Source organism: Novosphingobium sp. GW821-FHT09E05 (genome assembly GCF_059416165.1).
In genome coordinates this window covers 415241-427624 of record NZ_JBWKOQ010000001.1, presented here as the reverse complement: position 1 = coordinate 427624, position 12384 = coordinate 415241, and the positions used below count along the sequence as shown (strand labels likewise).

The 12384-nt window shown below is 68.3% G+C and carries 11 protein-coding genes and 1 pseudogene; 5 read left to right on the top strand and 7 right to left on the bottom strand.

Annotated elements, in window-relative coordinates; genetic code table 11:
* Nucleotides 1-20 precede the first annotated feature (20 nt).
* Complete coding sequence (locus AC07M9_RS02015; RefSeq protein ID WP_494880896.1) at nucleotides 21-1274, bottom strand: MFS transporter; 1254 nt, start codon at nucleotides 1272-1274, stop codon at nucleotides 21-23.
* 131 nt (nucleotides 1275-1405) lie between these two features.
* Nucleotides 1406-1720 (bottom strand): PilZ domain-containing protein, encoded by a 315-nt coding sequence (locus AC07M9_RS02010; RefSeq protein ID WP_494880894.1) that lies wholly within the window; start codon nucleotides 1718-1720, stop codon nucleotides 1406-1408.
* Nucleotides 1721-1888: 168 nt separating this feature from the next.
* Between AC07M9_RS02010 and AC07M9_RS02005 the strand changes: the two genes are divergently transcribed.
* Nucleotides 1889-2767 carry an outer membrane beta-barrel protein gene (locus AC07M9_RS02005; protein ID WP_494880892.1) on the top strand — a complete coding sequence of 293 codons (879 nt, stop codon included), beginning with the start codon at nucleotides 1889-1891 and terminating at the stop codon, nucleotides 2765-2767.
* 98 nt (nucleotides 2768-2865) lie between these two features.
* Here AC07M9_RS02005 and AC07M9_RS02000 read toward each other — a convergent pair whose 3' ends face one another.
* Nucleotides 2866-3480 (bottom strand): DUF6515 family protein, encoded by a 615-nt coding sequence (locus tag AC07M9_RS02000; protein WP_494880890.1) that lies wholly within the window; start codon nucleotides 3478-3480, stop codon nucleotides 2866-2868.
* Entirely contained in the window at nucleotides 3477-4283 is an 807-nt protein-coding gene (locus AC07M9_RS01995; RefSeq protein WP_494880888.1) for a DUF2092 domain-containing protein, read from the bottom strand. Before AC07M9_RS01995 ends, AC07M9_RS02000 begins: the two co-directional genes overlap by 4 nt.
* Before the next feature lie 267 nt (nucleotides 4284-4550).
* On the opposite strand from AC07M9_RS01995, the gene AC07M9_RS01990 reads away from it, so the two are divergent.
* The 4 genes and pseudogenes from AC07M9_RS01990 to AC07M9_RS01975 all read left to right on the top strand — a co-directional run.
* Nucleotides 4551-4901, top strand: a complete 351-nt coding sequence (locus tag AC07M9_RS01990) for a DUF1622 domain-containing protein (protein WP_494880887.1) — start codon at nucleotides 4551-4553, stop codon at nucleotides 4899-4901.
* A gap of 16 nt (nucleotides 4902-4917) precedes the next feature.
* Nucleotides 4918-5292 carry a YidH family protein gene (locus tag AC07M9_RS01985; RefSeq protein ID WP_494880885.1) on the top strand — a complete coding sequence of 125 codons (375 nt, stop codon included), beginning with the start codon at nucleotides 4918-4920 and terminating at the stop codon, nucleotides 5290-5292.
* A gap of 11 nt (nucleotides 5293-5303) precedes the next feature.
* The gene (locus AC07M9_RS01980; protein WP_494880883.1) at nucleotides 5304-6137 is read left to right on the top strand and encodes a bestrophin-like domain; all 834 of its coding nucleotides are present in this window, start codon (nucleotides 5304-5306) and stop codon (nucleotides 6135-6137) included.
* 84 nt (nucleotides 6138-6221) lie between these two features.
* Nucleotides 6222-7535 (top strand): annotated as a pseudogene (locus tag AC07M9_RS01975) (MFS transporter); the annotation flags it as partial.
* Nucleotides 7536-7624: 89 nt separating this feature from the next.
* On the opposite strand, the gene AC07M9_RS01970 reads toward AC07M9_RS01975, so the two are convergent.
* Genes AC07M9_RS01970 through AC07M9_RS01960 form a run of 3 tightly spaced genes read right to left on the bottom strand, consistent with a single transcriptional unit; the run spans nucleotide 7625 to nucleotide 12276 of the window.
* Entirely contained in the window at nucleotides 7625-8608 is a 984-nt protein-coding gene (locus AC07M9_RS01970) for a phospholipase C/P1 nuclease family protein (protein ID WP_494880881.1), read from the bottom strand.
* A 15-nt stretch (nucleotides 8609-8623) separates the two neighbouring features.
* Nucleotides 8624-9769: a YdcF family protein gene (locus AC07M9_RS01965; protein WP_494880879.1), complete on the bottom strand. Its 1146-nt coding sequence runs from the start codon at nucleotides 9767-9769 to the stop codon at nucleotides 8624-8626.
* 20 nt (nucleotides 9770-9789) lie between these two features.
* The gene (locus AC07M9_RS01960) at nucleotides 9790-12276 is read right to left on the bottom strand and encodes a TonB-dependent receptor (RefSeq protein WP_494880877.1); all 2487 of its coding nucleotides are present in this window, start codon (nucleotides 12274-12276) and stop codon (nucleotides 9790-9792) included.
* Nucleotides 12277-12384: the final 108 nt, after the last annotated feature.

The following is a 12384-nucleotide window of genomic DNA, read 5'->3' as shown; positions in this document are numbered from 1 at the left end:
CGCGTCGCCCCGCCTGCAAGCTAGGCCGCCGCCGCGAGCGGTTCCTTCGTCCTGGCGCCGCTCGCGGCATAGATGCCAAGCACGATGGCCACGACGAAGAACACGCACATCGCCAGAATCGCGCCGTCGTAGCTGCGCGTCACCGAAAACACCCGCGCCGAGCCGACCACCGCGAAGGCGATGAACGGAAGGCCGATCAGGGTGTTGAGGCCGAAGCCCCGGCTGTAACTGGCCTGCCCGAAAGCGTCGGACAGTCCGCGTCCCAGCGTCGGGATAGCGCCCGCGCCGTGCATGCCGATGAGGCCGATGACCACGGCGGCGATCCAGAACGGCGGGTGCTGCAGCAGGATCAGCCAGAGAACCGCGCAGTTGAAGCCGATCAGCGCCAGCGAGCGGCCGCCGCCGAGCTTGTCCGCGATCCAGCCGAACAGGATCGAGCCGGCGATGCCCACCAGCGACATGATCGACTGCAGCAGCGCTGCCTCGGGCCGGGTAAAGCCCCAGGACATGCCCATCGGCACCAGCAGCGAGCCGAGCAGCACCGAACTGGTCATGCTGGCGACCGCCGCCAGCGAGATCGCCCAGAAGCGCGGGCGGGCCAGCAGCTGCCCGACGCTGAACGAGCCGTCGGCGGTGCGCTTTTCGCTGGGTTCGGGCGCGAGCGTCTCGGCCTGTCCCGGGGGGTGGTCGACCGCCAGCAGCACCAGCGGCAGCATCAGCGCCGCGCAGAGCCCGCCGATGACGAGATAGATGGTCGAGGCCGACGTCACCGACAGCGCCCGCTCCAGCGTCCACGGCACCACCGCGATCACCACGGGTAGGTGGACGATGCCGAGCGCCAGCCCCCGGTTGCGGCTGAACCAGCGCGTCACCAGCGTGGCCGGGCCGATCGATCCGGCCAGGCTCATCGCCGGCCCGAAGCACAGGCCATAGGCGACAAGGTAAAGCGCGTAGCTGTGCGTGAAGGCCAGCGTCAGGTAACCCGCCACCGTCAGCAGCGCGCCGATCAGCAGCAGCAGCCGCAGCGAGACCCTGGCGATCAGAACGCCCACGAAGGGCGCCAGCACCGAGGAGCCGACCAGAACCAGCGGGATGCCCGCCGCCGCCTGCTCTCCGCTGACGCCGAGTCGCTGCTCGACCGAGGCCAGCATGAGCCCGAAGGAACCCATGACGGTGCCGATCACCATGTTGTGCGATACGCCCGCGATCACGCCCATGCGGACGGCGAGCGGGTGGTTGGGGGCCTCGCTCACGGGGCCAGTCGATAGTGCCAAGCGCTCTCTCCCGATGCTTGTGCGGTCGCCGGCGCTGGACGCGCCGGTCGTATGTGATCGGGAGTGTGGAGGGGTAGCCGGGCTTGGCCAGAACTTTCGGCCTCGGCGAACGAGAATTCGCAGGGGCGACGTTATGCCATCTGGGGAATCGCGTGGGATCTGGCGAGGTGATCCAGAACCGGGCCGTAGAGCGGGCGGTCGAACTCCACGCCCGCGAGGTCGCCGCGGATCCAGCGCACGACGCCGGGCATGCCCTCCAGCCCCTGGGGCCGGATGATGAGGCGCGTGCCGACGCGGAAATAGAGGCCGCGCATGCGCAGGCAGCAGCCTTCCGAGGAGATGTCCGAAATCTCGCCGTCGTCGCGCAGACCGCTCTGGGTGCGGCACTGGACGGCCATCGCAACGGCGCGTCGCTGCGAACGTCGGGGGAGGATACGGCGGGTCATGCGGTGGCCTTACTGCGATTCCCTTTAACAGGGCTTAACCCCGCCGCCTCCCGGCCTCCCGGCGCTCAGGGTTTATGCTTAGTGATCCTGCTGGGTAATCCCAATACGCCGCGCGCCCCGTTGACCCTAATCCCGGATGGGAAACGCCACGCAATCCAGGAGCAGACGATGGTACAGGACAAGCCGGGAACGATGCCGCGAGTGATCTTGGCGCGGCGCCGTACGCTGCTGCGGGCGATCTTCCCTGGCGTATCGGTCGCTGCCGGCCTTGCCCTTGCCGCGCCGGCGCAGGCGCAGACGCTCGACAACAAGTACTGGCTGAGCGTCATGGCGTTCTATCCGAAGATCGACACCAACGTGCGGGTCGCCGTCAACGGCCCCAACCAGACGGTCGGCACCGACATCGACTTCGAGAAGGACCTCAATCTCGACAAGGACGAGATATTGCCCTCGGTCACCGCCGGGGGACGCTTCGGGCGGGTGATCGTCGGCGCCGACTACTTCAAGCTCAAGCGGACCGGCCAGATCGACCTCTCGCGCGAAATCACCTTCGACGGGGTCACCTATCCCCTCGCCGCGCATCTTCGCAGCGGCTTCGAAAGCGACATCTACCGGCTGACGGTAGGATACGCGATCGTGCGCAAACCGAACCTCGAACTGGGCGCGGCGCTCGGCGCCCACGTCACCAAATTCGACTTCTCGATCGCCGGACAGGGTTCCGCCGGCGGCCAGGGCGCGCAGGCGCAAAGCCGGAAGCGCGACGTCCTGGCGCCGCTGCCGACGCTGGGCGTCTTCGGTACCTGGAAGGTCGCGCCGCGGTTCGAACTGAACGGGCGCGTCGACTATCTCTCGCTCAAGATCGACGATTACGACGGCCGGCTCATCAATGCCCAGGCCGGGGCGAACTATGCGATCCTGAAGAACGTCTCGATCGGCGCCGCCTATCGCTATGTCGACTACCGTGTCGGCATCGAGAAGGAGCGCTGGAACGGACGCATCCGCTACAAGCTGAAAGGCCCCGCGCTGGTGCTCCAGGCCTCGTTCTGAGCGCGGCGGCGGAGCCTGGCCAGTCGAGGCGAGAATAACCCCGGTCGAGGCCTTCGACCGGGGTTATTCTTGCGTTCGCGGGGAGAGACCCGCCGCGTTCAGCGCGGCGGGTTGACCACGACGTACTGCACCGAGGAACCCGAATACTGCGGCTGATACCAGGTGCTGCCGCACTGCGAGTAGCTGATACCGTTGACGATCACCGTCGAGCAGCTGGGCGGCACGCTGCGCACGATCGAGCCGACCACCGCCGCCGTCACCGCGACCGTCGCGGCAGTAGCGACCGGGTGCCAGTGATCGTCCCAGTGGTCGTCGTAATGGTCGTAGTAGCCGCCGCCGTGGTAGCCGTTGTTGTTCACGTTGACGTTGCGGTTCACGTTGACGTTGTTGACGTTGACGTTCGTGTTGTGGCGGTTGTTGTGGTTGATGTTGCTGGTCGATCCGCCGCGCACGGGGGGGCGGCCCGCGCCGCCACCGGCGGGGGGGCGTGCGCCTCCGCCTGCCGCCCGGCCCGCGCCGGAGGGACGCGATGCCGGTTTCGCACGGGCGCCCCCTCCGCCCTTGCGCGGCGGCGCGGCCTCGCTCGGCACCGGGGCGAGCGCGGCGCCTGCCAGTACGAGCGCGGAGATACCCGCGAGCCCGGCCCCGACCGGATCGGCGACGAGGGCCAGCGATGCGACCGCGGCGATGCCGCGCGAACGAAGTGGGCTCACTGCTTGTCTCCTGCGGAAGGCTGGCCGGACTGCTTCGCCAGCGTGATCTTGTGGGCCCCGGCGGGGGCCACGAAGGCAAGGTCCTCGGCCCGGGGCACCGCCGCAGTGTCCCAGTTCAGAAGCGCGGTGTACTGCGGCATCGAGGGATCGTCGGTGGCGGTGATGACGATCTTGCAGGGCAGCGCCGCCGCGCCCTTGTCGATCCAGATCTGCCAGTCGACCAGTTCCTGCCGGAACGCATAGTGGTCGCAGGTGCGCGTGCCGATCGTCTCCGGCCCGACCGCGTAGCCCGACTTCACCCGCGAGCGCATTGTCTGGTCGGTGCCCCAGGTGAACAGGTCGGCCAGCGGCAGTTCGATGCCGTAGGTCGTCTTGAGCTTGTCCAGGGCAAGGCCGATGGTCCCGGGCGCATCGGCGCTGGCGTAGTATTTCAGGCGCGGTTCCAGCACCGTGAACTTGCCGCTCGCGAAGTAGTACTCGCGGTGCTGGATGTCGGAACTGGCGACGATCCTGAAGGCATCGGGCCGGTGCATCGCCACCTCGACGCTGCCGCCGAACTGGAGCTTCTGGCCGGTCTCGAGCACTTTCTCGGTGGTGACGTCGGACGTCAGCGTGAAGCCCGGCAGCGCCTGCAACGCGGCGCTCATCCTGTCCATCGCCGCCAGCGCCTCGGGCTCTACCGTCGGGGTGGGGGTCGCAGGACTGGTCGCGGCGGGGGTCTTGGAGGCGGTCTGGGCCTGCCCGGCCCCGCTCGCCATCGCCGCAAGGGCGACCATGCAGATGCCTGTAATCCTGGAAGCCATGAAACACTCCTCGCCTGGCGCCGTCGGCGGCTTTCGGTCCGTGCGACTATCGGCCTTGGCGCGGGCGATCCCATCGGGGTTATTGCCCAGTTCCGGCCGTTTCTTCCCCCGGCCATGCGCCCTTTCCCGCAGGCCGTACGGCAACCCACGAACCCAGACCAAAGCGGCGTTCCTAGGCAATCGGCGCCCTGTTCCTAAGGGAAATTGCCGATGCACCGATCCCGCCCGCAGGCCCCATGCTGTCCTCGCCGCAACGAGGGAAGCGCGATGGAAAGCTGGCTGAAGGACATGGCGGAAAACGCCGCTCTCCTGCTGGAGTTCGTCGTGGTCTTCATCGTGCTCGTCGGCGGCGCGCGCGCGATCGTGCAGCTGGCGAGCGCCTGCCTGCATCGTCGCCTCGACACGTCCACCGCGCGCGAGATCTGGGTCGGATTCGCGACCTCGATCCTGCTCGCGCTCGAGTTCGCGCTGGGCGCGGACATCATCGAGACCGCCGTCGCGCCGACCTGGAACGACATCGGCCAGCTCGCCTCGATCGCCGCGATCCGCACGGGCCTCGGCTTCTTCCTCGGCCGCGACATCGAGGTCTTCCGCAAGACCAACGAGGTGGACACATGAGGGAGAAAGCTGCATCATGACCAGACCGCCGATGATGCCGAAGGACCTCGGCGAACAGCGTACCATCCTCGCCGCCGACCGCACGCTGATGGCCTGGATCCGCACCTCGCTGTCGATGCTGAGCTTCGGGTTCACGATCTACAAGTTCCTCGACAGCATCCCGCCGGCGCCCGGACAACCCCATGCCGACAGTCCCCAGCGCATCGGCCTGTTCCTTGCCGCCATGGGCACCGCCGCCATCGTGCTGGGCACGATCAGCTACTGGACGACGCTGCGCGAACTGAGCCGGACCGACGCCTTCCGCATCAACCGCCCGGTGCTCGTCATGGCGCTCATCATGTCGCTGGCCGGCGTCGCGCTGTTCGCCAGCATCGCGACACGCATCGCTTAGGGAGAAACCGGATGGACGCATTCACGGGGCGCATTTTCGCCGAGACGCCGATACCGCTGATCGGCATCGGCCTGCTGCTGCTGCTGTGGGGCGCGATGCAGGTGGGCATCATGATCCGCCGCCGCCGCACCCCCGACTCGGTGGACGCCGACGATGAGGAGGATACGCACGAGGGCTACATCGTCTCCGGCGCGCTGGGCCTGCTGGCGCTGCTGCTCGGCTTCACCTTCGCCCTCGCGGTCGACCGCTACGACGGCAGGCGGGCGCTGGTGCTCGAAGAGGCGAACGCCATCGGCACCACCTACCTGCGCGCCCAGCTGCTCGACGAACCCCACCGCTCGCAGCTGAGCGCGACCCTGCGCGCTTACACCGAAAATCGCCTGGCCGTGGCCGAAGCGCCGCCCGGAAAGCGCCAGCTCGGCCTGCTCGCCCGGTCCGACACGCTGCAGAAGCGGCTCTGGACGCAGACCGTCGCGGCGATCCGGCCGATCCGGGGGCTGGAGGTGTCCTCCACGTTCGTCGACGCCATGAACACCACCATCGACGAAGGCGCCGCGCGCGTCGCCGCCCGGCGCGCGCACGTTCCCCCGCGCGTGCTGGTGGTGCTGCTGGTCTACATGGTGATCTCCGCGCTGATCCTGGGCTATGTCATGTCGCGCTCGCCCAGGCGCACGGCAACGGCGGTGCTGCTGGCACTCGTGACGCTGTCGTATCTCCTGATCCTCGACATTGACCGCCCGACCGGCGGCGGCATCCGCGAGCCGCAGGCGCCGATGGAGGACCTGCTCGCCACCATGAAGCAGTCGCCGCCCGCCTCCTACGGGACGGTCGTCAGCGGACCCTGATCCCGGCACCGTCGCATTTGTGAAACACTCCGGCCCTAGGCGCCGAGCCTTGGGTCAGGGTGCTCACATTTGCCGGCGTGAGACATGCGATTGCTTTCTTCGAATACCGTCCCGTCCGTTCCCGGAACCGGCGCGCTCGCCGTGCTGGCGCGCGAGGGGCGGCTGTTCGCCTATTCCTCGGGCAATTTCGGCAAGGCGCTGGTGTTCGCGGGCGCCGACCTCACCATCCTGTTCCTGCTCACCGACCTGCTCGGCCTTTCGGCCACGGCGGCGGGGACGCTCATGCTGGTCGCACTGGCGGGCGACCTGATCTTCGACCTGCTGGCGGCCCGGCTCGTCATCCGCCTGCGCGGTTCGGGACGCGGCTATCGCTGGCTGGTGGTGGCAGGCGCCCTGCCCTGCGCGGCCGCCTTCGCCGCGCTTTACGCGATGCCCGCATGGAATGTGCAACACGGCTGGATGCTCGCCCTGTCGCTTCTCGTGTTCCGCGGCGCCTATGCGGTGATCGACGTGCCGCACAACGCGCTGATGGCGCAGATGACCACCGACAGCCGTGCGCGCGGGCGGGTTTCGGGCTACCGGCTGCTGTTCAGCACCGCGAGTTCGCTGGCCGTCGCCACGGTGCTCGCGCCGCTGGTGCAGGAGGCCGCGCGCGAGCGGGCCTTCGGCGCGCTGGCGACCACCGGCGCCATCGCGGCCACGCTGTTCACGCTGACGATGGTGCTCTGCGCCCTCACTTCGCGCGGCGGCGCCGACCGGCCGGCGGCGGCGGACGCACACGACGGCATCGCGGTGCCGCTGGGCAACCCGCTGGTGCTCGGCATGGGACTGCTGGCGCTTGTCACCGGCTTCGCGATCCCGACCTTCGGGCGCATGATCCTCTACGTCGCGACATACGTGGTGGGCCGCCCCGATCTCGTCGGCACCTTGCTGCTGGCGGTGACGGCGGGTCAGTTCGTCGGCGTGCTGGCGTGGACGGCGCTGACCGGCCGCCATGACAAGAGCCGCCTGCTCGCCATGGGCCACGGTGTGAGCGCGCTGGGCATCGCGGCGTTCGGCCTGTGCCTCGGCTGGCCCGAGGCCCTGCCGTTCTGCGCGGCGCTGATCGGCTTCGGCTTCGCCAGCGTGTTCATGCTGCCCTGGGGGCTGCTGGCGGACACCGTCGACTTCGTCGCCTGGAAGCACGGCCGGCGGCTGGAAACGGGGCTGTTCGCAGCCTACCTCGTCGCGGTGAAGGCGAGCGGCGCGGCATCGACCGCGCTGATCGGCTGGTCGCTGGGCTGGCTGGGCTATGCGGCGGGCATGGGGCAGAGCGCATCGGTGCAAGCGGGCATGGTCGCGCTGGGCCTTGGCGTCCCGTTTGCCGGCTGCCTCGGCGCGATCGTGCTGCTGCGCCGTTTCGACATCGGCCATGGCCGCCATGCCGGCGTGCTCGCCGCGCTTGGACGCCGGAACACGCGCCCAAGCACCGGGGCGCGGCGACCCGATCAGTCCGGCGCGGAGCCGGTCTCGGGATTGAACCTGGGGTTGGCGAAGTCGAGCGGCGAAGGCACCACTTTCGCGGGCGGCGCGGCGCTCTCGGCCCAGGCCCGGCAGAGCATGTCGCGCAGCATCGCGGCACCCGCGCTCGTGCGTTCGTAGACCATCTCGCGCACGTCCTTGTCGGTGAAGTCCGCGAAACCGGCGCGCTGCTCCAGCTTGTAGACCGCTTCCATCTTGTCGCCCGAATGGTCGAGATAGGCGAGCACCGCTTCGAACATGTCGCCCTGCTTGCGGCCGGGAGCGCCGATGCGGGGCGCGATGTCCCTCACGGTCAGGCCGATGCCGTCGACGAACTGGCTTTCGAAGCGGCCGTGGACGGTGCGGTCGTTGGTGTAGCCGTGCGGATTGGGCCCTCGCCAGCCGTCGCTGTTGACCGAATCGTGCATCGGATTGGCGCCGTCGCCGATGTAGTGGCCGAGGCGGAACACGTCGAAAGCGCAGTTCTGCTCGGGCACCGAGGCGTCGCGGCCCTCACCTTGCGCGGCGCGGACCTGCCGCATGCAGACGACGATCCGGTCGTAGGCCTCGATCGCGGCATAGGGCAGCGTGCCGGTCCAGCGCACGTTGGTGCGCGCGGCGGTGGCGGGGTCTGTGTCCTTGATCTTCTCGTAGTGCTTGTAGAGCGCCAGCACGAATTCGTAGCGTGAGCGCGGGATCGGCTTCACGAAGGTGAACTGCTCGCGGAACCAGCCGTGGTTGGGGTCTTCCTCGATCTTCGAGAAGTTCTCCGCATCCCCGCGCCAGGCGTCCGGCTGGGTGGCCGAGGCGGCGACGTAGTCCTCGTACTTGCGCAGGAACACCGGGCCGTCGGCAGGGATCGCTTCGATCGCGGCGCGGTCGATCACGGCGTGGGCGGTCTGCCCCCAGGCGTAGGCGGCGGAGGGAGCGAGCGCGAGGCCGGCGATGGCGGCGAGCAGGACGGAACGCATGGGATGTCTCCGGTTCTAGGGATCCAGCGGATCGCGCGGGTCGATGCGCGCCGAGAGGGGCGATGGGCGGAATTCCAGCTCGGTGGGCGAGACGCGCGCGCCCACCTTGCCGGGCTCGTAGCCCAGTTCGGCCAGGTTGCGCTGGACGAACTGCGGGCTTTCGATCGCCGCGCTCTGGCCCGGGTTGCACACGACGATGGTGTCCTTGCCCAGCGGCGCACCCATCGCCATCAGCAGGCGCGTGGCGTTGCGCAGGTTGGTGGTGGTGTGCCGGGCATAGGGCTCGATGACGATGGCCTCTGCCGGAACACCGTAGCGCGAGATCAGGGCGGCGCGCATCTCCTGCGCCTCGGCGAAACGGGTGGCGCGCGGGTGCGCACGGCCGCCGGTGACGATGATGAACGGCACGTCTCCGGCTGCAAAGCGCTGCGCGGCGAGGCGCAGGTGGTACTTGCCGAAAGGGCTGAGCGCCATGTCGGACACTTCGGGGCCGACGCCGGTGACGATCATCGCGCTGTAGCGCCAGCGCTTCCAGTCCAGCGACTTCGCGCGCTTCAGGGCCGGCGCGTTGAGGCCGCCCAGCAGCGGCTCGAAACCGATCGCGTCGGTGCGGTCGCTGCCGTCGAGCAGGGCCAGCGCGAACTCCACGCTGGGGTCGAGCGCCTGCGCCGAACCGGCACGCGCGGTCTGGGAAAGCCACGCCGCCGCCTGGAGCCGGGCGCGGATCTCCTGAGGGTCTACCGTGCCCGCGCCGTCGATCTGCGGATAGCCCGGCACCTGGCCGAGGCCATAAGTGCGCACGATCACGTTTATGCCCGCGATCTCGCGCCGCGCCTGGGCAGCGGGACCATCGTCCGCGCCTCCGCCCGCGACGGCGGCGGCAAGCACCTGCGCCTCGTCATCGGTCCACACCATCGCCTGCGCCGCGCAGCCTAGGTCGGATCCGCAGGCCACGCGCCGGTCGTACCGCGCGCGCAGCATGGCGGCGACTTCCGGGCGGGCCTGCAGCGCATTCATCGCCGAGGGATTGCGGCCCAGCGTGTCCAGCAGCGGGAACAGCCGCGCCGAAAGCGCCTCCGCCACGGTGTCCCTTGCCGTCCCGGCCGAAGCCGGGACAGCCATGAGGGAGAGCGCCGTCGCCGCGAACATCACCGCTGTCATGCGCGCCGGGCCGCTCCGCATCACCAGGACTTGCCGATGACGAGGCGGAAGTTGCGGCCGAAGATCGGACGGCCGTAGATCGCCTCCGCGCTGCCCTGTCCGGCCAGCGAGTCGGTGCGGGTGTTGCCTTCGGTCAGGCCATGGGCGTTGAACAGGTTGTCGCCGACGACCTGCAGGTTCCACGTCCCACGCCGGAGCGTCACGCCCGCGCCGACCGTGCCGTAGGAAGGCAGCGCAGTGTTGTTGTAGAGATCGACGAAGCGCTTGCCCATGTAGGTGTAGCGTCCGTAGATCGACACGTCCGTCTCGCCGGTGGTGAAATCGAAGCTGGGGCGGATGTTGCCGTAGACCTTGGGCTGGCGGACGATCTGGTTGCCTTCCACCTGCTCCGGATCGGCGCCGGTGGTGCTCTGGAAGCTCTTGTACTTGGGATCGCTGACGGTCAGCGCGCCGTTGAGCGTGAACCACGGCGTAACCGACCAGGCACCGTCGAACTCGACGCCCTTGACCTGCGCCTCGCCGACGAACGGCACGTTCACGTCGTTGCGGCCCGTGGTCGGGTCATAGGCGAGGAACGAGGCGTTGAGCGGGTCGAAGTTGGTGTAGAACCCGGTGACGTAGAGGTACGAGCGGCCCGAGGCGAGCTTCAGGCCCACTTCGAACTGGTCGGCCACGGTGGTGATGATCGTCGGGTTGATGCTCATCACCGTCTGCACGTTCGGCGGCGTCTCGAGGTGCGAGGCGCGGCCGTAGACGCCGATGCTGGACGAGAAGTCGTAGTTCGCGCCGACCGTCCAGTTGGTGACGTTGGGCTTCAGCTTCTGGTTCAGGATAACGCCGGTGAAGGCGCGGGTGCTGTCGTCGGCGAGCGTGGTGGTGTCACCCAGGTTCGCGGCCTCGGTCAGCGCCGCCCAGCCCTTGTAGCTGTAACGCTCGTGGCGGATGCCGGCGTCGATGCGCAGGCCCGGGACGATCTCCCAGGTGTCGTTGGCGTAGAGCGCGAACATCTTCGCGTCCGAATCGCCCTGGCTCAGCGTGGCGGCATAGTTGAGCACGCCGTTGTCGGTGACGGTGCCGATCGCGGTGCCGGCGGCATTGTATGCGACGAGGTCGAGCGTGCGCGGCTTGCCGGCCACCTCGATCAGGTAGTTCTGGTAGAGGGTGCGACTGTCCTCGCCGTAGAGGCTCCCGTAGAGGCCCAGCTTGATGTCGTGGCTGCCGATGCCGGTCTCGAACTTGCGGGCGACCGAAAGGTTGGCCTGGCCCGAATAGAACTTCGAGTGGATGTCGCGGTACTGGCCCTGCATGACGAGGCCCGAGGCCGCGTACGGATCGTAGACGGTGTTGGTGCCCGCCAGCACGTAACCCATGTGGTCGACCGCGCCGAACGCCGTCCGCGCGCGGGCCAGGTAGCTGTTGGCGAAAGTGGTGCCGTCGGCCGGGTTGGTGGTCGAGTAGAACGCGGTGAAGTCGTTCTTGCCCTGCGTGTACCCGGCCTTGGCGGAAACCAGCCAGCCGTCGAAGTCGCCTTCGTACTGCGCGCCGAAGTTCAGCATCTGCATGTGGCGCCCGTCGGACAGGTCGCTGTTGCGGCTCTGGATCACGCCGTTGCCGTCGCGGTACTTGAGATTGACGTTGCGGAAGGCGGGCGAGTTCATCGTGCCTTCGAAGTAGTCGATGTACTGGTTCAGCGACTTGCTCGGATCGCGCGGGTCGTTGGTCGGGATCGGCAGGTAGAAGACGTTGTGATCGTTGACGTAGTTGACGTTCAGCTTGACGAAGCCGTTGTCCAGTTCGTGCTTGATGTTGGCGCGGATCTGGCCGCCCTTGTCGTTGGGGAAGCCGTTGTCGCGGTAGCCGTCGTGCTGGCGCAGGAAACCGCCGACCGCGTAATAGGTGTTCTTGGCCAGCTTGCCCGCCTGATAGGCGTCGAGGCGGTAGAGGCCGGTGTCGCCGAGCGTCACCTGGACCTTGCCGCGCGGGGTGTCGGTGCCCTCGACGGTGATGGCGTTGATGATCGCGCCCGAGTAGCTGGCATAGACCGGCGCCGGACCGCCGCGCACCACTTCGACGCGCTGGGTCATCAGGTCGGGCTTGAGGATCGCGTCGCCGCGGAAGAACACGCCGTCGTTCTCGTGGAACAGCGGCAGGCCGTCCTGCTGGAAGCTGACGAAGCCGCCGTCGTTGGGGAGACCGCGGATGCGATAGATGTTCTGGACCTCGCCGCCGGTGATCTCGGTCTGGAAGCCGGGAAGCTGGCCGATGAGGTCGGCGAAGTTGACCGGCGCGATCTTCTCGAAGTCTTCCTGCGACACCGTGTTGATCGCATAGGACACGTCGAAGCGGCGCTGGGCGCGGGTCGAGCCGGTGACGATGATGTCGTCGCCCTGCGCGGCGGTGTCTTCGGCCGCCGGAGCGGCGGGAGCGGCGCTCTGCGCATAGGCAGGCGCGGCGACGGTGCAGATCGCGGCAAGCGCGGTTCCGGTGGCGAGAACGGTCTTGAGCATGGTGGCCCCTCATGAATTTCGGTGCCGCCGAAGCGGCGACGAGGCCGCCTCTGGTCGCTCAACATGACATTTTTAATTATTGTTGTGAAAATAAATAAAGCGCGGTAG

Excerpts from the sequence above, each read along its gene's own strand:
- AC07M9_RS02010 (WP_494880894.1), bottom strand. The coding sequence starts at position 1,720 with ATGACCCGCCGTATCCTCCCCCGACGTTCGCAGCGACGCGCCGTTGCG.
- AC07M9_RS02005 (WP_494880892.1), top strand. The coding sequence starts at position 1,889 with ATGGTACAGGACAAGCCGGGAACGATGCCGCGAGTGATCTTGGCGCGG.
- AC07M9_RS01995 (WP_494880888.1), bottom strand. The coding sequence starts at position 4,283 with ATGGCTTCCAGGATTACAGGCATCTGCATGGTCGCCCTTGCGGCGATG.
- AC07M9_RS01990 (WP_494880887.1), top strand. The coding sequence starts at position 4,551 with ATGGAAAGCTGGCTGAAGGACATGGCGGAAAACGCCGCTCTCCTGCTG.
- AC07M9_RS01985 (WP_494880885.1), top strand. The coding sequence starts at position 4,918 with ATGACCAGACCGCCGATGATGCCGAAGGACCTCGGCGAACAGCGTACC.
- AC07M9_RS01980 (WP_494880883.1), top strand. The coding sequence starts at position 5,304 with ATGGACGCATTCACGGGGCGCATTTTCGCCGAGACGCCGATACCGCTG.
- AC07M9_RS01970 (WP_494880881.1), bottom strand. The coding sequence starts at position 8,608 with ATGCGTTCCGTCCTGCTCGCCGCCATCGCCGGCCTCGCGCTCGCTCCC.
- AC07M9_RS01965 (WP_494880879.1), bottom strand. The coding sequence starts at position 9,769 with ATGACAGCGGTGATGTTCGCGGCGACGGCGCTCTCCCTCATGGCTGTC.
- AC07M9_RS01960 (WP_494880877.1), bottom strand. The coding sequence starts at position 12,276 with ATGCTCAAGACCGTTCTCGCCACCGGAACCGCGCTTGCCGCGATCTGC.